This is a genomic window from Flavobacterium sp. ST-158 (assembly GCF_058309975.1).
This window is the reverse complement of the sequence record NZ_JBZEEN010000003.1, coordinates 317526-338013: the sequence shown is the minus strand read 5'-3', so window position 1 is coordinate 338013 and position 20488 is coordinate 317526. Positions and strand designations below refer to the sequence as shown.

General features: G+C 32.0%; 19 protein-coding genes. 3 read left to right on the top strand and 16 right to left on the bottom strand.

Translation table 11 applies throughout. From position 1 onward, the window contains the following. Positions 1-2: 2 nt before the first annotated feature. Both AC4FRF_RS07300 and AC4FRF_RS07295 read right to left on the bottom strand, forming a co-directional pair. Positions 3-437 carry a GNAT family N-acetyltransferase gene (locus AC4FRF_RS07300; RefSeq protein ID WP_491158833.1) on the bottom strand — a complete coding sequence of 145 codons (435 nt, stop codon included), beginning with the start codon at positions 435-437 and terminating at the stop codon, positions 3-5. Continuing rightward, positions 418-1887: a sodium:solute symporter family protein gene (locus AC4FRF_RS07295; protein ID WP_491158832.1), complete on the bottom strand. Its 1470-nt coding sequence runs from the start codon at positions 1885-1887 to the stop codon at positions 418-420. Before AC4FRF_RS07295 ends, AC4FRF_RS07300 begins: the two co-directional genes overlap by 20 nt. A 422-nt stretch (positions 1888-2309) precedes the next feature. On the opposite strand from AC4FRF_RS07295, the gene AC4FRF_RS07290 reads away from it, so the two are divergent. Both AC4FRF_RS07290 and AC4FRF_RS07285 read left to right on the top strand, forming a co-directional pair. After that, a complete protein-coding gene (locus AC4FRF_RS07290) occupies positions 2310-3290 on the top strand; it encodes a Gfo/Idh/MocA family protein (protein WP_491158831.1) in 981 nt (326 codons plus the stop codon). Between the two features lie 54 nt (positions 3291-3344). Continuing rightward, a complete protein-coding gene (locus tag AC4FRF_RS07285) occupies positions 3345-4880 on the top strand; it encodes a YifB family Mg chelatase-like AAA ATPase (RefSeq protein ID WP_491158830.1) in 1536 nt (511 codons plus the stop codon). A 178-nt stretch (positions 4881-5058) separates the two neighbouring features. On the opposite strand, the gene AC4FRF_RS07280 is transcribed toward AC4FRF_RS07285, so the two are convergent. Genes AC4FRF_RS07280 through AC4FRF_RS07270 form a run of 3 tightly spaced genes read right to left on the bottom strand, consistent with a single transcriptional unit; the run spans position 5059 to position 9714 of the window. After that, positions 5059-7101, bottom strand: coding sequence for a protein-disulfide reductase DsbD family protein (locus AC4FRF_RS07280; RefSeq protein WP_491158829.1), 2043 nt, complete (start codon positions 7099-7101; stop codon positions 5059-5061). After that, positions 7101-8411 carry a tRNA lysidine(34) synthetase TilS gene (gene tilS / locus AC4FRF_RS07275; protein ID WP_491158828.1) on the bottom strand — a complete coding sequence of 437 codons (1311 nt, stop codon included), beginning with the start codon at positions 8409-8411 and terminating at the stop codon, positions 7101-7103. Before tilS ends, AC4FRF_RS07280 begins: the two co-directional genes overlap by 1 nt. A 16-nt stretch (positions 8412-8427) precedes the next feature. Then, on the bottom strand, positions 8428-9714 hold the full coding sequence (locus AC4FRF_RS07270) for an anthranilate synthase component I family protein (RefSeq protein ID WP_491158827.1): 1287 nt from the start codon (positions 9712-9714) through the stop codon (positions 8428-8430). Between the two features lie 370 nt (positions 9715-10084). Here AC4FRF_RS07270 and AC4FRF_RS07265 point away from each other — a divergent pair, with 370 nt between their 5' ends. Beyond that, positions 10085-10465, top strand: a complete 381-nt coding sequence (locus tag AC4FRF_RS07265; RefSeq protein ID WP_491158826.1) for a DoxX family membrane protein — start codon at positions 10085-10087, stop codon at positions 10463-10465. A gap of 213 nt (positions 10466-10678) precedes the next feature. Here the strand turns inward: AC4FRF_RS07265 and AC4FRF_RS07260 are convergent, their stop codons facing one another. From AC4FRF_RS07260 to AC4FRF_RS07210, 11 genes are all read right to left on the bottom strand, one after another. Beyond that, complete coding sequence (locus AC4FRF_RS07260) at positions 10679-11140, bottom strand: hypothetical protein (RefSeq protein ID WP_491158825.1); 462 nt, start codon at positions 11138-11140, stop codon at positions 10679-10681. A gap of 72 nt (positions 11141-11212) precedes the next feature. Next, the gene (locus AC4FRF_RS07255) at positions 11213-11560 is read right to left on the bottom strand and encodes a hypothetical protein (RefSeq protein WP_491158824.1); all 348 of its coding nucleotides are present in this window, start codon (positions 11558-11560) and stop codon (positions 11213-11215) included. Then, a complete protein-coding gene (locus tag AC4FRF_RS07250) occupies positions 11538-11924 on the bottom strand; it encodes a hypothetical protein (protein WP_491158823.1) in 387 nt (128 codons plus the stop codon). The genes AC4FRF_RS07255 and AC4FRF_RS07250 overlap by 23 nt, the downstream gene beginning before the upstream one ends. An 11-nt stretch (positions 11925-11935) precedes the next feature. Further along, a complete protein-coding gene (locus AC4FRF_RS07245; RefSeq protein ID WP_491158822.1) occupies positions 11936-12205 on the bottom strand; it encodes a YtxH domain-containing protein in 270 nt (89 codons plus the stop codon). Between the two features lie 359 nt (positions 12206-12564). Further along, complete coding sequence (locus tag AC4FRF_RS07240; RefSeq protein ID WP_491158821.1) at positions 12565-14127, bottom strand: hypothetical protein; 1563 nt, start codon at positions 14125-14127, stop codon at positions 12565-12567. 112 nt (positions 14128-14239) lie between these two features. Next, a complete protein-coding gene (locus AC4FRF_RS07235) occupies positions 14240-15130 on the bottom strand; it encodes a mechanosensitive ion channel family protein (RefSeq protein WP_491158820.1) in 891 nt (296 codons plus the stop codon). Positions 15131-15138: 8 nt separating this feature from the next. After that, a complete protein-coding gene (locus tag AC4FRF_RS07230; RefSeq protein ID WP_491158819.1) occupies positions 15139-16968 on the bottom strand; it encodes an SLC13 family permease in 1830 nt (609 codons plus the stop codon). Positions 16969-17011: 43 nt separating this feature from the next. Continuing rightward, positions 17012-18037, bottom strand: coding sequence for an AI-2E family transporter (locus AC4FRF_RS07225; protein ID WP_491158818.1), 1026 nt, complete (start codon positions 18035-18037; stop codon positions 17012-17014). A 34-nt stretch (positions 18038-18071) separates the two neighbouring features. Continuing rightward, positions 18072-18815, bottom strand: a complete 744-nt coding sequence (locus tag AC4FRF_RS07220) for an MlaD family protein (RefSeq protein WP_491158817.1) — start codon at positions 18813-18815, stop codon at positions 18072-18074. A gap of 6 nt (positions 18816-18821) precedes the next feature. Continuing rightward, a complete protein-coding gene (locus AC4FRF_RS07215; protein WP_491158816.1) occupies positions 18822-19565 on the bottom strand; it encodes an ABC transporter ATP-binding protein in 744 nt (247 codons plus the stop codon). Further along, a complete protein-coding gene (locus tag AC4FRF_RS07210) occupies positions 19565-20383 on the bottom strand; it encodes an MlaE family ABC transporter permease (protein ID WP_491158814.1) in 819 nt (272 codons plus the stop codon). Before AC4FRF_RS07210 ends, AC4FRF_RS07215 begins: the two co-directional genes overlap by 1 nt. Positions 20384-20488 lie beyond the last annotated feature (105 nt).

Sequence of the window (20488 nt, the reverse complement as noted above, 5' to 3'; positions counted from 1 at the left end):
AACTATTTGATGAGACGCATTTCCAAGTATTTATTGGTAAATCCAAGTTTTTCATACAGCTTTTTAGCCGGATTATCGGGTTCTACATGCAATGCAATATCTCCATCGGCAATCGAAATCGCTTTTTGCATCAAACTTTTTCCATAGCCTTTTCCACGTTGACTATTATCAACGGCAATATAAACCAATATGTTTTCAGGTATAAAACCTTTCATACCTGTATTATTCAAAATCACTACTCCTACAATTTTTTTATCATCTATACCAACAATAATATTTCCTCCTTTGTGTGGATTCATGACATAAGCAATACATTTTAAAATATCTTCAACCTTATCCCCATATTCTTCTAAATGTGTATAAAGAAATTCAGCAATAACTTGATTGCTATAGATTGTATCTTCTCCTGTGCTATGATTAATTTGTTTGAAGTCCATTTTTTAGTTGTTTGTTATTATGATAAATTGATATGAAAACAAATAGAAGAAGTGAAACACTTATTCCATATATATTAGCGTCCAAATTCTCTGAAAGTTGTATGCCAAAAGGCAATTTATTTTGAGAAACGATTAAAAAAATCGTGGTTCCACCACCCAAAAGCATACTCCAAAAAGCCGCTTTAGGATGACTTTTTTTCCAAAACAATGCCCCCAAAACAGGGATAAACAACCCTGAAACCATAAAGGCATAAGAATACAGCATCAGTTCTAATACATTTTGCATTTGGGATGCTAATAAAATAGCAAATAAACCTACAAGTAAAGTTACTATTTGTGATAACTGCAACTCTTTTTTATGTGTCAATTTGTTTTTAGCAAATTTGCTTATAATGTCAGTTACAATATTTCCCGAAGCCGCCATCAAACAGCTATCGGCAGTAGAAAGTATCGCCGAAAAATAAGAAGACAACATCAACCCCATTAAACCAACAGGAAGAATTGTAGCTAGCAAAACAGGCAATCCCATCTCACTATCCATGCTGGCTGCATCGGTAATACCTACAAACATTCCTTGATTTGCAGCAACTTTAGCAAGCATTCCAAGAATTACCCCCATAAATGCCATTATTGGCCATTCAAAAACACCTGCAATCAGCCAAGCTTTTTTAGCTTCTTTTTCACCTTTACTGGCATAAATTCTTTGGTATAAAGTCATCCCCACAAACCAAATGGGAATAATGGTTATGGACCAATTTATAATTTGATATCCAGAAACATTCGTTAGCGATAAATACTCTGGAGCTAAACTACTTTTTATAGCATCATAACCACCTACCGCATGGTAAGCCACTGGGATTCCGATAAAAACCAAACCGCTAATCAATACCAACCATTGAATAGTATCGGTATAAATAACTGCTTTTAAACCTCCAATTGAAGTATAAGCCACCGCAATTACTCCCATAACAATCAATGCTGTTTGAATATCCAACCCTTTAATAGTTGCTGAAGCTAATTTGGCTCCAGCCAAAACCTGCGAACTGGTGAATCCTATATAACCAATTGCAGAAATAATTCCAGCTAAAAAAGCCACTTTAGCATTGTAAAAATGACTAAATATTTGAGGAAACGTGAAAAATTTATAGTGATGCCCTAACCTACTAATCGTTGGAATCAAAAAAACTGCACTCAACCAGGCACCTAAAACCCCAGTAAAAAGCATCCAGGAACCCGATAATCCCATTGTAAATCCAAGACCTCCCAATCCTATTGAAAATCCTCCCCCAACATCAGTTGCTACAACAGACAATCCAATATGCCAGGAACTCATGCTTCTCCCACTTACATAAAAATCTTCGGCGGTTTTGTTTTTATTAAAGAAATAAAGTCCAACTCCTAGCATAGCTAGCATATAAACAAAAAAGATTGCATAATCAATTATGTGCATTTTTTTTAATTTTCAAGATTATTTAATGCCTGATAATGGAATTTTTCCAAGAGGCCAAAAGATGCAGCGAACTGCAAAAAAGAATGATTTTATCGTTGATTCCAAGAATTTGAAATCGGAAACAGCTAAGCTTTTTTTGGACAAAAATTTATTTTTTTATCCCTAAAATCAAATAAATATTGGCAAATATAAGAAAAAGTAGCTAAAAACCAGTACTTTTTTGATAATTCTATTTCTACAAGATTTACAACAACTCTAAAAAAGTTTCAAAATAAATACATTCTTCTAGTACTAGACTTTACTTTCAAATGTTGTATTGTCATAAAAATAATACAACAAAAATAGTTTTGTAACTAAAATTTAATTATTTTTAAAAATTAACTCTCAACTAAATTAAGAGTATACTTAAAGCCACTTTTATCATGACAAACAACAATACTATCAAATGGGGAATTATTGGACTTGGAAGAATTGCACATCAATTTGCCAAAGAATTAAAAATGGTTGAAGGTGCTGAACTTGTAGCTGTTGCCTCTAGAAACAAAGACAATGCGACATCTTTTGCTCAAACACATCAATGCCCTAAGGCTTATGATAGCTACGAAGCTATTATTCATGACAATACAATTGACATTCTATATATAGCAACACCCCATAATTCTCACGCTGAACTATCTCTATTGGCTTTAGAAAATAACAAACATGTATTGTGCGAAAAGCCAATTGCTTTGCACTATCAAGATGCCGAAAAAATGATTGCCGCTTCAAAAAAGTATAATAAATTTTTCATGGAAGCTTTTTGGACAAGATTCAACCCTTCTTTTAGAGCGGCTTTCGCCAAAATAAAACAGGGAGAAATTGGCGAAGTGCGCTACCTCAATGCTGATTTTGCTTTTAACGCCAATGAAAAAGAAAAAAACCGATTGTTTGATTTAAAACTAGGAGGCGGTGCCTTAATGGACATCGGTGTTTATCCGTTGTTTTTAGCCTATACAATTTTGGGAGTTCCAGATAGTATTTTGGCAAAATCAAATTTTCATACTTCTGGTGTAGATAGCCAAACAGCTATGATTTTGAATTACAAAAATGCGCAGGCAGTTCTGTATACTGGAATTACAACTAATTCTGAAATGAAAGCAACAATAAGCGGTACAGAAGGGCAAATTAATTTGAATCCCACTTGGCACATGGCCGAATCCTATACATTAATAAAAGATAATACCGAAATCAAATACGATTTACCAACCAAAGGCATGGGATACACTTATGAAATTGAAGAATGCCATGAATGCCTTAGAAACAACAACATAGAAAGCCAACTATGGTCTCACAAAAATAGTTTGGAGTTAATTCAAATAGTTGAAGATGTTAAAAATAAAATTGGATTGCAATTCCCTATTTGACATCTAAAAAGACAATACCCCTAAGTTCATTGTAGTACCTAACACTATTTTATTATGTTAATAAAAGTATATGGAAGTGCTGTTTTTGGAGTAGAAGCTACTACAATTACTGTTGAAGTCAATATAGACAAAGGAATTGGTTATCATTTAGTAGGCTTACCTGACAACGCCATCAAAGAAAGTAGTTACAGAATTGCCGCAGCCTTAAAAAATAATGGCTATATGTTGCCTGGAAAGAAAATAACCATCAACATGGCTCCTGCCGATTTACGCAAAGAAGGTTCAGCTTATGACCTAACTCTGGCTCTAGGAATTCTTGTGGCTTCCGGTCAAATAAAAGGCGATGATATAGAGAAATACATCATCATGGGTGAATTGTCACTTGACGGAAGTTTACAACCTATAAAAGGAGCTTTACCCATTGCTATTAAAGCCAAAGAAGAAGGTTTCAAAGGCTTTTTTCTTCCAAAACACAATGTTAAAGAAGCCGCCATTGTAAAAGATTTAGATGTTTACGGAATTGAAAACGTTCAAGAAGTGATTGATTTCTTTGAAGGAAAAGGAAATCTAGAACCCACAAAAATTGATACAAGAGCTGAATTTTACAAAGATTTAGACTTTCCTGAATTTGATTTTTCCGATGTCAAAGGACAAGAAAGTATTAAAAGATGTATGGAAATTGCTGCTGCTGGCGGACATAATATTATTCTCATTGGTCCTCCCGGAGCAGGAAAAACAATGCTTGCCAAGCGTTTACCAAGTATCCTTCCTCCTATGACCTTGCACGAAGCCTTAGAAACTACCAAAATTCATAGTGTTGCCGGAAAATTAAAAGAAGTAGGATTAATGAATCAACGTCCTTTTAGATCTCCACATCACACCATTTCAAATGTGGCATTAGTCGGCGGTGGCAGTTACCCACAACCGGGAGAAATTTCAATGGCACACAATGGAGTCTTATTTTTGGATGAGTTACCCGAATTCAAACGCGATGTGCTCGAAGTGATGCGCCAACCTCTGGAAGACCGAGAAGTTACTATTTCCAGAGCTAAATTCACCGTAACCTATCCTTCTTCGTTTATGTTGGTAGCCAGTATGAATCCGAGTCCGAGTGGTTTTTTCAACGATCCCAATGGAGCACAAACCGCTTCACCTTATGAAATGCAACGCTATTTGAGCAAGATTTCCGGGCCATTATTAGACCGAATTGACATCCATATTGAAGTAACCCCTGTTCCTTTCGAAAAATTATCCGACAATCAAAAAGCAGAAAACAGCGTAACCATCCGAAAAAGAGTGACTGCTGCACGCGAAATCCAATCGGAAAGATTTGAGAAAATGGACAACATTCATTATAATGCACAAATGAATACCAAACACATTCGGGAATATTGCGCTCTTGACGAAGCTTCTAAAAACTTATTAAAAAACGCTATGGAACGCTTGAATCTTTCTGCCCGAGCTTATGATAGAATTTTAAAAGTAGCACGCACTATTGCTGATTTAGAAGCATCCGAAGAAGTTGTTTCCAATCACATTGCCGAAGCCATTCAATACCGAAGTTTAGACCGTGATGGCTGGCTGGGGTGATTATATAGATTTTTGAATACAGATTAACCAATAATGCTCCGCAAAGTCTCTTACTTTGAGGTAATGATTTTCGACTTCCAACCGATTTTATTTTGGATTGTTTAATTTATATGTCAGTCACAGACTGACAAAAGCATCCACAAAGTCAGAGACTTTGCGGAGCATGCCAAAATAAATCTTATTTAAAATTTGCAATTCCAGTTTTTAACCAATTATAGTATTCATCAACACCAACATAACTAATAGTTGGTTTTTCGGCATTTAAACTATTTCCTTCTAAATCCGTTAAAACATACAACGGCTGTGTATTGGTTTTATATTTAGAAATCATAAAATCAGTCCACTTATCGCCTATCGTTACAATTTCCGATCCTGTACTTGGCGAAACAAATTGTTGTTCTTTGGGTAATTTTCTTTTATCATCTACATAAAGTGAGATTAAAACAATCTGATCATTCAAAATAGGCAACACCTTCGCATCCGACCAAACGTTATTTTCCATTTTGCGACAGTTTACACAAGCATATCCTGTAAAATCAAGCATAATGGGTTTGTTTACTTTTTTGGCGTAAGCCAAACCATTTTGATAATTATCAAAAACTACCAAACCATGAGGTCCCAGTTTTGCGCCTTCTGGTAAATCAACATTAGCCACTTTTCTTCCAGAAACACTCAATCCCATTGGACTTTCGCTATATTCCATAGGAGGCGGAAAAGCATTGATGATTTTCAAAGGAGCACCCCAAAGTCCTGGAATTAAATAAATCGTAAAAGTAAGTACTAACAATCCTAACAGCAGTCTTCCAACTGAAATATGTGGTAGCGGACTATCGTGTGGCAACGTAATTTTACCAAATAAATACAATGCTAAGGCTCCAAAAATAGCAATCCAAATGGCGATAAAAACTTCTCTTTCTAACAGATGTAATTGTAAAACCAAATCGGCATTCGATAAAAATTTAAAAGCCAAAGCCAATTCTAAAAACCCTAAAAATACCTTAACAGTATTCAGCCAACCGCCCGATTTTGGTAATGAATTTAACCAACCTGGAAATAGTGCAAAAAGCATAAATGGTAAGGCTAAGGCCAATGAAAAACCAAACATTCCTATAATTGGTGCTATTCCACCATTAGAAGCTGCTTCCACTAATAAAGTTCCAACGATAGGTCCTGTACAAGAAAACGAAACAATTGCTAAAGCCAAAGCCATAAACAAAATCCCAACAATCCCGCCTCTATCGGCCTGACTATCTACTTTATTTGCCCAAGAATTAGGCAGCATAATTTCGAAAGCTCCCAAAAATGAAGCTGCAAAAACAACTAGTAATACAAAGAACAATAGATTGAACCAAATGTTAGTAGACAAAGCATTCAAGGCATCTGCACCAAAAATCCATGTTACTAGAATCCCTAATAACACATAAATTACAATTATAGAAATACCATAAATAATTGCATTTCTAATTCCTTTGGAGCGGGTTTTACTTTGCTTGGTAAAAAAACTAACCGTCATTGGTATCATAGGAAAAACACAAGGAGTCAATAAAGCTGCAAAACCAGATAAAAAAGCAATGATAAAAATAGACCAAATACTTCTTGGTGCTTTTTCTGGAGTAGTTTCTAAAGCTGTTTTTTCATCTACTTCAACAACATTACTTGCACCTAAAGTTGGAGCAACTGAGTCGGTTTTTATAGTATCAACAACCACTTTATTTTCAATCTGCTTTGTTGGAACACTATCTTTCTTAACAGTTGCAACAGCTATTTTAGCCGAAGTTGGTATTTGAAAAATAAATTTCTTTACTAAATTGAGGCACACTTCCTTACAGGCTTGATAATTAAGTTCTACTTCAACCTTATTTAACTTAGGATTCGTCAATTTAATTTCTTGCTGAATCTGAGCTTTCCCTTCAAAAAAAGTTTCGTTTACCTCAAAAATATCATTATATGCCGTTCTGGTTTTACTTTCTTTGGCTTTGCCAATTAAACTATAATTCCCAGCCTGATTTTTAAAAATAACCTCCATTGGCAGCGGTCCTCCATCTGGTGTAAACTGCGAATACATGTGCCACTCTTTTTCAATTACTGCATTAAATGTCAATACAAAAACGCCTTCTGACTTTTGTTCGATTTTAGTAGTCCACTTAACTGGATCTAAAATTTGAGAATTCACATTGGTAAAGACCAAAAAAGCGGTAAGAATAAATAGTAATTTTTTCATTATTGCAATGCTATTTTTAAAATATTTTTTGTTGAATGATCGATCCTAAATCGTTCGTCTTGTCGGATACCAACAACCCATACAATTTGATTTCCAGACCAAAGAACCCAACAATTTTCTTTTTCTAATAAAGATAATTTCTCGTCTTTAAAAAGTTTACTCAGCTTTTTAGATTTCCCATTCATTCCAAAAGGCTGAAAAGAATCGCCTTCATCCCAGCGTTTTAAAACTAATGGATACGCTAACTTATCTTCATCAACAAATATAATTGAATTTGAAGCATCTAAAATGTCGTCTGCTTTACAAAAAGCAAGATTTAAGGGAATATTAACTTCTCTAACATCCTTTTTAATAAAATACTGCTCATTAGCGGTTTCACCAATTATCGGACTTAAAATCAATACTTCTCTGTCTTTCAACAAACGGTATTCTGATGAATAAATCTTTTTTCCTGATTGACTTTCTACCAAAGCATAGACATCATCCCAAGCCGTAAAACCAAATTCATGCAACCATTGGTACAAATAGGACTTATAATTAGGTAATCTTAGTAGTTCCTTTAAGTCGAAAATAATGGTTCCATCAATTTCTTTTGCTACTTGCTGATACACCATTATGGCAGCATCATCAACTAATTCCTGAGATTCTCTTAAATACGACTGTGTTTTTTGAAAAGAATCCATAAACTGCGGATTCAAATCTTTCAACAATGGAACCAGATGATGTCTGATTTTATTGCGCAAATATTTATCCGAAGCATTGCTGCTATCTTCCCGCCATTGAATGTTATTTTCTTTAGCATATTCCAGAATTTCTTCTCTTGTAAAAGGCAAAAGCGGACGAATAATTTTATCATTTTGAGCCGGAATCCCAATCAAACCTTCTAATCCAGTCCCACGACTCAAGTTGATTAAAAAGGTTTCTATATTATCATCGGCATGATGTGCGGTTAAAACATAATCGTAATGCTCCGTTTCCAGCAATTCGTAAAACCAATTGTAACGCAATTCTCGAGCAGCAATTTGAGTTGAGAGTTTAAAATCATTTGCAAAAGCTTCGGTATCAAACTGCGTAAAAAACAACGGAATTTCATTAGCATTTGCATAATCTTGTATAAAATTTTGATCTCCAAAACTCTCCAAACCTCTTAGTTGAAAATTACAATGTACCAAAGCAATAGAATAATTCATTTGATGTAATAAATGAACCATAACCATGCTATCAATTCCTCCGCTTGTAGCCAAAAGCAATTTACTTTTTTCTAAAAAAGGAAAATTTTGATCAATATGTTTTTTGAGTTTTTCGAGCATGGACTAAGAATTAGAATTATTTTAAAACTTCAAACATCGCTTTGGCTTTTAGCAAACATTCCTGATATTCATTTTCAGGAACAGAAAGCGAAGTAATGGCACTTCCTACCGAAAAAGACAAATACTTATTTTCCTGATTGTACAAAATACTTCGGATAACCACATTAAAATCAAAATCGCCTTCTGGTGTAAAATAACCTACTGCTCCACTGTACAAACCTCTTTTGGTTTCTTCGAGTTCTTCAATAATTTTCATTACCGAAATCTTTGGTGCGCCAGTCATACTTCCCATTGGAAAAGTATGTCTTAAAGCATCAATGGCAGTATATTGTGAGTCTAATTTTGAAGTAACAGTTGAAATCATTTGATGCACTTGCAAGAACGAATAAATGCCGCACAACTCCGTAACTTGCACCGAACCCTTTTGAGCTGTATGCGACAAATCGTTTCGAACCAAATCGGTTATCATAATATTTTCGGATCGTTCTTTTGCATTAGTTGCTAACTCGTTTTTAGACTTTTCATCTTCAACCGAATTCGAAAAACGTTTAGCAGTTCCTTTTATTGGTTGCGATATAAGCACATCTCCTTCTTTCTTTAAATAGCGTTCTGGAGATGCTGACAATAAAAATTGCTTGTGATTTTTAAAATAAACGGCAAAAGGCGGTTTAGAAATTTTATTGAGTTTTAAAAAAGTTTCTAAAGGATCAATTTGAGCATTTTCAGCATAAAATTCCATACAAAAATTAGCTTCATACAAATTTCCATGATGAATATGTTCCAACATTTTAGAGACCTTTTCCAGATAGGATTCTGCTGAAATACGTTGTTTAACAGCAACATTTGGAGTCTGCGTTTCAAAGTCCGTAATGATTGATTGAATTTCCTGCCAATCGACTTCGAATTCATCATCGCAAAAATGCAAATAACGAATTTCCATCTCATTTCCTTTGGATAAAAAAAGCTTTTTAGGTTGGTAAAAAAACAAATCTGGAAAACCTAAGCCATCGTAATTCTTTGAGGTCAGTGCTTCTGTATCGTTTTTTAAATCATAAGACAAATAGCCAAAAATCCAATCTTGAATAGATTGCTGGTATTGTTTTAAATCTTCAAAAGCATTAAAATAATCGGTTTTTATTGAAGTAAAAGCGTCAACAGCCAAAATCCAATCGTAGCTAGAATACTCCTGATGGTACTGATTGCTGTCCATAAAAGTCACTTCTCGAAATTGCTGCGACCACAATAAAAGTTGTTTCTTGATATCGACGAGATGCGTTGTATCTTGTTTAAAGGATGTTCTCAAAGTAAAATTTTAAAGGGTAAAATTACAATAAAAATAGGACTTATTTTTTATTGGTTTTTGAGAATTATAATTTATTAAATAAGAGAAAACAACAACAACGCTTTCAGTATTATTTAGAAACTGAACAACAAACTGATTATTAAATTAACAATTTAATGAATAATTTTTCTTTAATATAAGAAAAATCAGTTCAATTTTTTGTAAATTTACAATACAACAGAAGAGAAATACAACATTACCAATAGTTTTTTAATATAGAAATGTTTCTTTATTTGTTTGAAACGGTTACTAGGGAGAGTTTTTACTAACAATGAAAGTGCTGAACCGCTAGAATTTTTTTGATTTGTTAACCCATAAAACCTAATATATCATGAAAATCGCAACCCTAATTATTCGTACGTTAATGGGAGCCACATTCCTTTGCACTTCTATTAGCTATTTTGTACTCTCCAATCCAGAACCTACTTCTACAGGTGATTTTAAAGCTTTTCAAGTAGGTCTAATTGCTTCAACCTATTTAATGCCATTAGCTAAAACTGTGGAATTTTTATGTGGTTTATCCTTTATTTCAGGAAAATTTACTACACTAGCCAATATCATGATTTTTCCGGTAATCATCAATATTCTACTAATTAATTACTTCTTAAATCCGCACGACTTACCAATAGCCATTGCTGTTTTTCTAGGTAACATATTTTTAATTTATAGCCACTGGCAAAACTATAAAGGATTATTTAAAATGAATGGCTAAACAAAGTATAAAAAAACCGTTTCATTAAACTGAACGCAAGAGTTTGGAAAAATTTACAACTAATTTTATAATGATGAGTTCGATATTTTATCGGGCTCATTTTATTTAAATTAGACTTTATTCGATCATTTATTACAACAAAATAAACATTGATTTTGAACTATTTTTATATCTAATTGTTCTGCTTTATTTTAAGTGCTAAAAAAAGCTAACTTATAAACTAAATCCATAAGCTACGCGAACCATTATTTGACCTAAAACTTCTTTTTCATCATTATTTTTAATAACTGAAAAATCTTTTAAAAATTCATATCGCAAACTAATATCTAAATTTTTGGCTGCATAACCAAGACTCGGAGAGAACAACATCGAATTTTGTTTATAATCTTTAGTAGTAGAAAAGGCTCCTCCTATTTCACTCATTACGTAAAATTCATTATTAAAAATAAATGATTTATATCCCACTTTTACAGGAATATATCCAAAACTGGGCGCATTCTCTTTTACAAATAAATTGTTGTAACCTGTTGTAAAGCTTATAGAATAGGTTTCTGAAATATTATACTGAACTCTAAAATCTCCACCAACATTAAAACTGTAAGGTTTACTAAATGGCAAACCGACATTGAGCCCCACTCCATATTTAAAATTGCGTTCATAATCATTGGAAATCATTTGAGCGCTGACAGTTGAAAATATCAAAATACAGCATACAGTTAAAATTTTAGTGCATTTATTCATAGTAGTTTATTGATTAGAGTTTACTTTTTTAGAAATAAAATTGGTTATACCGTATTGCACTAGAGAACCTAAAATTTTCTTGAAAGTAGATTTAGATTTACCAAATACTATTTTTTTAGACAAATAACCTCCTGCAAAACTTAAAGCAAGTTGGAGTAAATTAGACTTTACCTCTGGAAATTCTTTAATATCTTCTAACACTCCGTTTAATAAATGAATTGGTTTCATACTTTGAAAAGTAACATCCAATTGATTTTTTAATTCATTCCATTTTATGTCTCTTTCCAACTCTAAGCGAGCAATAGCTTCATCTAACACTATATTTTGATTTTTATAGGATGTCATCTTGTTCATCTTTATTTTTTTTAGACATTGATTTTGTTTTTAATAATTTTGCTATAACCAAATTAGTCAATGGCATTTTTATTAATTTATCTCTGTAATAATTAATCACTATAATTAATATCAGATACATAACCGCTACTACTGCGTAACCTAAATAATCTTTACCAAACAACTCTCCCAAATACAAGCTTAATGCAATGTTTACAAGTAAAATGAACATTACAATAAACATGAATATGACTATTCTTGATACCAGTGAAGACAAAACATCTGCAATTTTATCAATTGAATTCAGTTTTATTAATTCAATATTAGTATCTGCATAATCTTTAGCTTTTTCATACAGTAATTCTATGTCTTTTGTAATGTCCATTTTTAATTAATTTAATTATTAACTTTTTTCTTTACCGTATTCAAATCATCTTTAGTTTCTGTAACTAATTCATCAGCTTTATTGAGCATAGATTCACATTTTTCAACTACATTTCCCAAAACATCACTTATATAGTTTTTAATTGATTCCTTTGTATCACCGCTTTTTTTGGCTATTTTTTTTCGAGTATTTTCTCCTTTGTCTGGAGCAAATAAAATTCCTAAAGCTGTACCTACAGCAACTCCACCTAACATTCCGATAATTGCATTACTTGTTTTCATATTTCTTAATTTTTAAATTGATAATTTATATTAATCGTTTTTTATAATATCCAGCTGGTATCATTCTTTACTCATAAGCTAAGAGTTTTTACTTTAATAAATGAATAGATTATATAGTGGACTGAAGCGCTGAATAGCCATGAATAACATTACAAATAAGTAGGTAATAAATGATTCGATTTTATTTTTCATAACAATTGAATTTTTTATTATTTCTATATAACAAAGATGCAATTGATTCGTATTTAACTCATTATAATATATTTTAGAATGCTTACATAATTACCATTGCTTATTTAAAATTGGAATAAAATCTAAAATAATTAGTAGCTAAAATGATCCTTTTATACAGGAATTATTTATGATTCTGATTTTTTACCATTCCCTGTAAGGGTACTTATTATACCGCTTTTTAGATTAATCCATAAGTAATTAAAAAAAGATTTAGTAGCATCCCTTTCTGCTTTTATATCTCCAGAGCGAAAATCTTTTGGATCGGTTTTAGAATGACTGCGTACAAAAATATTTCCTACGGCAGTTAAAAATTTGTTTATTTTATTAGTATTCTTGCGTAGTATTATGAAATTAAAATCCTCATATTTCATTTTTATTTCTCCTTGAGACTTTCTATTATCACCATAAAAACTAAAATACATTTGCTGTAATGTTCCTTCTGCCAGTGCATTTAAATTAGGTTTAAAAAAGGGATTTAAAACCGTGGCTTCTAAATTACTTAGCGAACCTGTAACACTAAACGCATCGGTACTATTATTTACATTAAAATTCCAATTTAATGTTAATGGTGCTGTTCCCATAAGTTTCGATTGGACTTCAATTTCGGTTTTTTTAGCATTTTTCAAATTAGAAATATGATATACAGTTGCATCGACCTCATCAAAAAACAACTTGCCCGCCTTCTTATCTTGTTCCACTAATTCCGCATAAGAAATGTAGCCCTTTTTAATTTTTATCTGATTTACATCGATATCAAATGATATATTTCTCAAAGACTTGCTGTACAGTGATTTTATACTCAAATCATCTGTTATTAATTTATCTCTATAAATTTCAAGATTAGGTTTTACTAATTCAACCGAATTTGTTGAAATTGCTAATCGTGGTTTTTCTAAACTAAAACCTATTTTTTTAAAAATAATATGTGGAATTTTCAAACTAATATAATCGCGTTCTTTCTTTAAATGCGTTGAAAGTTCTTTTTTAGAATACTTAGGAATAATTTGAAAATTAGTCAAGTTTGCCGTCTCATTATTTGCCGAAAGAGAATCGACTTTAAGCCTGTCATAATAACTATTGTCTACCACTATTTTTTGAACATTGAGTTGAAAACGACCATAAACCAGCGGTAATTTCTGTGTAGATTTCAAATCTATTTTGCTCTCCAAGACAGTCAAATTAAAAGAAGAAACAGCCATTTTAATGCTATCGGTACTTTTTCTCATAACCTCTAGACTTCCTTTTTTAACAACTATTTTTCGAATATTTAGCGTTTGTAATTGGCTATCTTCGGTATTCTTTTTTATTTGTTTTGATGCTTTATGTTTGTAGGGGTAGTAATGAAGTTTTGAATTTTGTACTAAAACAGTCTTTATCGAAAGTGTTTTATGAAAAACTAAATCCCAATAACCAATACCGTTTAATGCTAAGGTTTGGGTTTTTAAATCGGCATAGTCTTGAAAATTTTCTTTGTTTTTTATCTTCAATACTACATCATGCAAACTTAAATTACCCAATGCAATATTAATATCTAAATCAGAATACTTCAACACATAATTTGAAGGGATTTTTTCTGCAATCAAATCCTTTGCGTATTTTTTTGCATACAATTGTAAGACTGTTAAAACAATAATTATAAAAATTAAAATTAAGGATATGCTAATCAGTATTTTTTTGCTACTCTTCATAACTTTTTCTTTTAAAATCTAACTTTAAAAAAGTTATCAAAGTCAGACAGTATAACTATTCTTTCATTTTTAAATTCTTGAGCAAGTCTCTATTGATTGTGATTGATGTTTTCTAATTATTGGTGTCTTTTGGTAAATCTGAAGATTTTTGTCCAAATTCTATTGTATGAATTGGGTAAGGAATTTTGATTCCTTCAGCATCAAAATGACTCTTTATCAGTTTTATTGCTTTATGTCTGGCATGGTGTTCTTCTTTAATTTTTACCATATCAATCCAAAATCGACACATAAATTTGATAGCATAATCGCCAAATTCCGTAAAGAAAAACTCGACATTTTCGCCTTCATTTCTTTTAAAATTTTCACTTATAATTTGTACTACTAAATCTTCTACTTTTTGAAGATCACTATCATAGCTTACACAGCATTTTACCACAATTCTGCTTCGGGTACTTATAGAATAATTGGTAAAATAATTGTCTACAAATTTTGAATTAGGAACAATTACATAATTATTATCTGTTTGTCTTAATACCACATTTCGCAATGTTATTTCCGAAACAAATCCTTTCACTTCTCCCGTTTCGATATAATCGTTTATTCTAATTTTATGCATAAATGATAAAACTACCCCGCCAAAAGTATTACTCAATGTTCCCTGCAATGCTAATCCAATAGCTAATCCTAAAACCCCTGCTCCTGCTAATACACTGGTTAAAACTTTATTGAGTCCTAACACACTGAGAGAGATAAAAAAACCTATTAACAGTATCGCTATAAAAGCAATTTTTGCTGTAATACTCTGTATGGATTTTTGCGCAATACGATGCAGTAAAAATTTCCTTAAAAATCTTTTAATACTTTGAGCCATAAAATAAAACAGCAACATGATCACAATTGCCATCACAAAATTGGGTAACTTTAAGATGAAGGCATTCAACCAACCTCCTACTTTATCCCATAATTGATTTAAAGTTTCTTCTATTTGAAAATTAGCTTCCATAATTTCTTTTATATCATCCTTGTTAATAAAAAAGTTGCCAATACCCATAACATAACACTCAATATTCCTCCAATTAGCAAAAAGTGTTTAAAATTATAATTCCCAATACCATAAATAATAGTGTTGGTTTGATAGCCCATTGGAGTATAAAAACTAAAATTGGCCGCAAACATAATAGTTAGAATAAAAGGCTTGAATTCCAAATTCATATCATGCGCTACAGACATTGCAATGGGAGTCATAATAATAGCCGTAGCATTATTACTTACTACTCCACTCAATAACATAGTGACTAAAAACAATGTCCCGATAATGATATAAGTAGGTTGACCGCCTAGAAAGCCTAATAATTTTTCGGAAATCCAAATATCAGTTCCTGTATTGTGCATGGCAAAGCCCAAAGGCATCATACCTGCCAACAAGAAAAAAATTTGCCAATTTATTTTTTTATAAACCGAATTTAAATCTAGATTTTTAGTCAACAACAAAATGCAAACTCCAGTTAATGCACTAACCATAATAGACAACAATCCTGATGCAGCTAAGGCAATTACTCCGATTAATACTGCTAATGAAAAATATTTTTCAAAATTTGATTTTTTATCAACTGTATCATATTCTTGCAATACCACTATATTTTCCATGGATTGAAGAACTGGAAGTTGTGCTTTAGCTATTTCAACTAAAAGTTGATCGCCAGCATCTAAAACCAAATGATTTTTAGTGCTTCCAACTAATTTTTCTTTTATATTTATAAAATTCTTTCTTTTTTTAATGGCCAATGGAATAATATCTTGCATCATAAAACGGCTTAGATTACCTAATGTTTTACCTAGCAAAGTGGCTCCAGGAAGCATTAAAAGTTCCACAAAAACAGTAGTTTCCATTTCAGTTGGCAACTGCTCTCTATCGCTGCTTTTTTCTTCTTCTTGATTTGAGTTTTCCAGACTACGTTCATCACATACAGACAAGTCTTTCGAATTTTTTATAAATGTCAGGCTTTTAATATTACACATCAAAAGTAATTCGTCTCCTTCTTTTAAAGTGATATACTTTCCTGGCGTATTATGGACCAGATTTTTTCTAATAATCTGTAATAATGAAACATTCTCATTTTCAAATAAAAAACTATCCTGAATTTTTTTTCCAATTAATGGCGACTCTGGATTGATACGAACCTTAGTAAAGTATTCGTTTATTTGATAATCTTTCTGAAGACTTTTTGTATTATCCCATGGAAGCCAACGCAATATTAGCGTCAAAAAAACAATTGCTACAACCAAGAATACAATTCCCAATCCCGAGAACTCGAAAAATGTTATTCTTTCTGCACCTAGATTTTTGGCAACCGAATTAACAATTAAATTAGTCGATGTTCCCATCAAAGTACAAGAACCTCCTAGTATACCTGCAAAGGAAATAGGTAAAAGTAATTTAGATTGTGAAATATTGTATTTTTCAGAAAGTTGATTGACAATTTTGATAAATACAATCACTACAGCAGTTGTACTAATAAAAGCCGAAATACCTGCCGTAACAAACATAAAAATAGGTGCCATAACATAAATGGGCATTGACTTTACTTTTCCCATGCTGGAAGTTAACCAATGTATAACACCATTTTCTTCCATAGCAATGGCTAAAATCATTAAAGCCAATACAGCAATTGTAGCACTATTTGAAAAACCACTCACCCCCTCTTCTGGTGTAACTAATCCCAATAAAATTAAGGACACAATAATGAAAAATGCTATTTTGTCAATAGAAAATATCTCAAAGACAAACAACACTATTGTTGTCAATAGTACTAAAAACATTAAAATAACATTCCAATCCATTTTGTAAACTATTATAATTTTGAAAACTATATTTATTAAAAAATCATTCCATATTTTTTACTTTTTTTGAAAATTCTTTCTTGTAAATATGTACTACTAATAAGAACAAACTAATCAATAGCGGACCAAAAACTAAACCGATAAAACCAAAAAGAGGAATCCCTATTATAACTCCGATTAGCGTAATTAAAGGATGTACATCGTCCATTTTTTTTAATACATATAGACGAATAATATTATCTGTAGTCCCAACAATCACTATCCCATATAACAAAACACCCCAAGCTTGAAATTCATTTCCATTGGACATTGCCAGTATAAAAACAGGAATGGTGCCTAAAAAACTTCCAATAAAAGGAATCATGGAGCCAATAGTTACCACAACTGCCCAAAAAAAGGGACTTTCGACACCAAATAACAAAAACCCTATTAAGGCTACAAAACCCTGAGCAATAGCGACCAATGGAATTCCTAAAGAATTGGAACGCACCATAGCATCTATTGTCGTTCCCAGTGTTTCTATATTTTCATTTTTCAATGGAATGTATGCTACCAAACCTTCCCGCAGTTGCTTTTTATTAATAAGCATATAAAATAATATGAAATACATTATAGAAATAGCTATAAATGTATCCAGTGTACCTCCCAAAATATTACTAACACTATTGGTTATTCCGCTAGAAATAGAAGCAGTATCGATTTGATCCGTGATGCTAAACCCTAAAGAATGCTCCCAATCTTTTAGATGTGTTTTAACCACTTTTATAAGCTTTTCAGAATTCTGAGTTGCCTTTCCAATTTTATTCCCCAGCATAAGTAAAGCCCCCACAACAGGAAGTAAAATTGAAATAAAAGAGAAAAGCATAAGAGAACCTGCTGCTGCATTAGGATTCCATCCCCTTTTTACTAATTTGGTCATACTCCCTTTTAGCAAAACATATAAGGTAATTGCTCCGAGTACACCTGAAGAATAAGGAATCATTTTCCAAAAAATCATTCCTCCCAACAAAATAATTAATAAAAGGATGAAGATTTGACTGATTACTTTTGAATTAATACTATTACTCATAGCAATGGAAAATTTTAAGGTTTAACAAAATTGCTTACAGCTTACTTTTAGCTTCTTTAGCCTGTTTTTCTGCTTCTTTTTGAGCTTCTTTTTCTTGTTTTTCTTTCTCTCTTTCTTTTTTATTAAAATAACCTCTTAGCAAAAAATTATGTTTTGCCGCTTCCATATTTTCATTTAAACCTTTGGAACTTTTTCTTAAATTTTCCATTGTTTTGTCTAAATCTTTAGCCATTTCCTTATCAGTCATCAGTTTCCCGATAGTTCCCTTTCCATTATTAATATTATTAAACAAAAGAGCCAATTCGCCAGTGATTACCTCTGCATTTTCGGCCGTTATTTTAACCGAAGACATAATGTCATCAAATTCTAAAGGTTCAAACGAAGTAATTGTAGCACCATCTTTAACTTGAGGTAAATTGGTACTTCCTTGTGAAATAGTTAGAATTTTATTCCCAATCACTCCTTCTGAAGTAATGGAAGCTTTACTATCCTTTTTTATAAATTTCTGAACGTCTTTGTCCATTACCGCTCCAACATTAACTGTAGAATCGTTGACAATGGCAATATTTTCCACAGTACCTACCGAAATTCCAGAGAAACGAACCTGTGCCCCAACTTGTAATCCACTTACATTACTGAAATTAGTGTAAATTTTAAATTTGGGACTAAATAAATTTTGATTACTTCCAATAAAAAAAATAATTAGAAATAATATCGCTATTCCTAAAGATACAAAAATCCCCAGTTTAATTTTATATGTTTGAGTAGTTGTTTCCATGATTTTTTATTTAAAAAATGATTGTATGTATTGATCCTTGTCATTAATAAATTCTTGCAAATTGCCTTCTTTATAAACTTTTCCGTCTTTTATCATTATAATTCTGTCTGCTACCGTTTTAACACAATTTATATCATGCGTAATAATTATGGAGGCGTTATTGAATTTTTCTTTGGTTTCGTTTATCAAATCGCTTATTTCATTAGAAGTAATTGGATCCAAACCAGTGGTGGGTTCATCATATAAAATAATGTCAGGATGTACCACTAATGTTCTGGCTAAACCTATTCTTTTTTTCATACCTCCTGATAATTCAGATGGCATTTTATCAATAGCATCGGGTAAACTTACATTTTCCAATGCTTCAATAATTTTATCATCAATTTCTTGTTTCGAAAATTTTTCTTTGAGTCTTGAAAGAGCAAATGTCAAATTTTCTCGTACTGTCATCGAATCATAAAGTGCGGCACCTTGAAAAAGAAAACCTATTTTTCGGCGTACTTTAATTAATTCCTCATCACTAATATCCGTCAATTCATGTTTCCCAACAGTAATACTCCCTTTATCATGTTGTAAAAGACTCACAATGCATTTAATCAAAACTGATTTCCCTGAACCCGATTTTCCTAAAACTACTAAGTTTTCTTTCTCGTGAAGTTGCAGTGTGATTCCATCAAGCACTTTCAAATCTCCAAAACTCTTTTCCAGATTTTGAATCTCAACAACCACTTTGTTTTCTAGCTTTTCCATTATAATAAATCGGTTATTTGTACAGCAATTAAGTCTACAATGATTAATAATAAGGAAGCCGTTACCACAGCCGAATTAGCTGCAACTCCAACACTTTCAGTACCACGACCAGCATTATAGCCTTTGTAACAACCTACCAAACCAATAACAGCTCCAAAAAAGAAAGATTTAATTACGGCAGGAATAATATCCATAAAATCCAAGTCGGTAAAAGCTTGATTAATAAACAATCGCAAACTCATGTCTTCTTTGATATTAATTCCTAACCAACTACCAAAAATCCCAATAGCATCGGCATACAACGTCAGTAACGGAATCATTACAATGGCAGCAAAAACTCTGGGAATAACTAAAAAATTAATGGGATAAGTATTAGACACTTCCATAGCATCTATCTGTTCATTTACTCGCATAGAACCCAATTCTGCTCCTATACTAGAACCTATTTTCCCAGCACAAATTAACGCTGTAATTACAGGCCCCATTTCTCTAACAATTGAAATAGCAACCATACCCGGTAACATGGCTACAGCGCCAAATTGAACCAAAGGCGGTCGGGATTGAATGGTTAAAACTAACCCAATGATAATACCTGTAACCGAAATTAACCCAACCGATTTGTTACCCATTTGGTAACATTGTTTTAGAAATTCTTGAAACTCAAATCTCTTAGTAAAGAAATTTTTAAATACCAATTTTAAGTATTCGGTAGCATTAGCCATATGCATAAAAAAGCCAATACTTTCTTCTTTTATACTATTTATAAAAGAAGGAGCTCCTAAAGAGATTTCGTCTCGTTTATGTATTTTTTTAAGCATAACTTTATATTTAAGGTGTACAATAAAGTTATGTTTTTTTATCTTTTTTTAAATTATAATATTTTAGATTTATCTTACATAATAACGATTAATATAATTACCTAA

What these genes read in the sequence shown, in the direction of transcription:
- AC4FRF_RS07300 (WP_491158833.1), bottom strand. Translation starts at nt 437, where the DNA reads ATGGACTTCAAACAAATTAATCATAGCACAGGAGAAGATACAATCTAT.
- AC4FRF_RS07295 (WP_491158832.1), bottom strand. Translation starts at nt 1,887, where the DNA reads ATGCACATAATTGATTATGCAATCTTTTTTGTTTATATGCTAGCTATG.
- AC4FRF_RS07290 (WP_491158831.1), top strand. Translation starts at nt 2,310, where the DNA reads ATGACAAACAACAATACTATCAAATGGGGAATTATTGGACTTGGAAGA.
- AC4FRF_RS07285 (WP_491158830.1), top strand. Translation starts at nt 3,345, where the DNA reads ATGTTAATAAAAGTATATGGAAGTGCTGTTTTTGGAGTAGAAGCTACT.
- AC4FRF_RS07280 (WP_491158829.1), bottom strand. Translation starts at nt 7,101, where the DNA reads ATGAAAAAATTACTATTTATTCTTACCGCTTTTTTGGTCTTTACCAAT.
- tilS (WP_491158828.1), bottom strand. Translation starts at nt 8,411, where the DNA reads ATGCTCGAAAAACTCAAAAAACATATTGATCAAAATTTTCCTTTTTTA.
- AC4FRF_RS07265 (WP_491158826.1), top strand. Translation starts at nt 10,085, where the DNA reads ATGAAAATCGCAACCCTAATTATTCGTACGTTAATGGGAGCCACATTC.
- AC4FRF_RS07260 (WP_491158825.1), bottom strand. Translation starts at nt 11,140, where the DNA reads ATGATTTCCAATGATTATGAACGCAATTTTAAATATGGAGTGGGGCTC.
- AC4FRF_RS07255 (WP_491158824.1), bottom strand. Translation starts at nt 11,560, where the DNA reads ATGAACAAGATGACATCCTATAAAAATCAAAATATAGTGTTAGATGAA.
- AC4FRF_RS07250 (WP_491158823.1), bottom strand. Translation starts at nt 11,924, where the DNA reads ATGGACATTACAAAAGACATAGAATTACTGTATGAAAAAGCTAAAGAT.
- AC4FRF_RS07245 (WP_491158822.1), bottom strand. Translation starts at nt 12,205, where the DNA reads ATGAAAACAAGTAATGCAATTATCGGAATGTTAGGTGGAGTTGCTGTA.
- AC4FRF_RS07240 (WP_491158821.1), bottom strand. Translation starts at nt 14,127, where the DNA reads ATGAAGAGTAGCAAAAAAATACTGATTAGCATATCCTTAATTTTAATT.
- AC4FRF_RS07235 (WP_491158820.1), bottom strand. Translation starts at nt 15,130, where the DNA reads ATGGAAGCTAATTTTCAAATAGAAGAAACTTTAAATCAATTATGGGAT.
- AC4FRF_RS07230 (WP_491158819.1), bottom strand. Translation starts at nt 16,968, where the DNA reads ATGGATTGGAATGTTATTTTAATGTTTTTAGTACTATTGACAACAATA.
- AC4FRF_RS07225 (WP_491158818.1), bottom strand. Translation starts at nt 18,037, where the DNA reads ATGAGTAATAGTATTAATTCAAAAGTAATCAGTCAAATCTTCATCCTT.
- AC4FRF_RS07220 (WP_491158817.1), bottom strand. Translation starts at nt 18,815, where the DNA reads ATGGAAACAACTACTCAAACATATAAAATTAAACTGGGGATTTTTGTA.
- AC4FRF_RS07215 (WP_491158816.1), bottom strand. Translation starts at nt 19,565, where the DNA reads ATGGAAAAGCTAGAAAACAAAGTGGTTGTTGAGATTCAAAATCTGGAA.
- AC4FRF_RS07210 (WP_491158814.1), bottom strand. Translation starts at nt 20,383, where the DNA reads ATGCTTAAAAAAATACATAAACGAGACGAAATCTCTTTAGGAGCTCCT.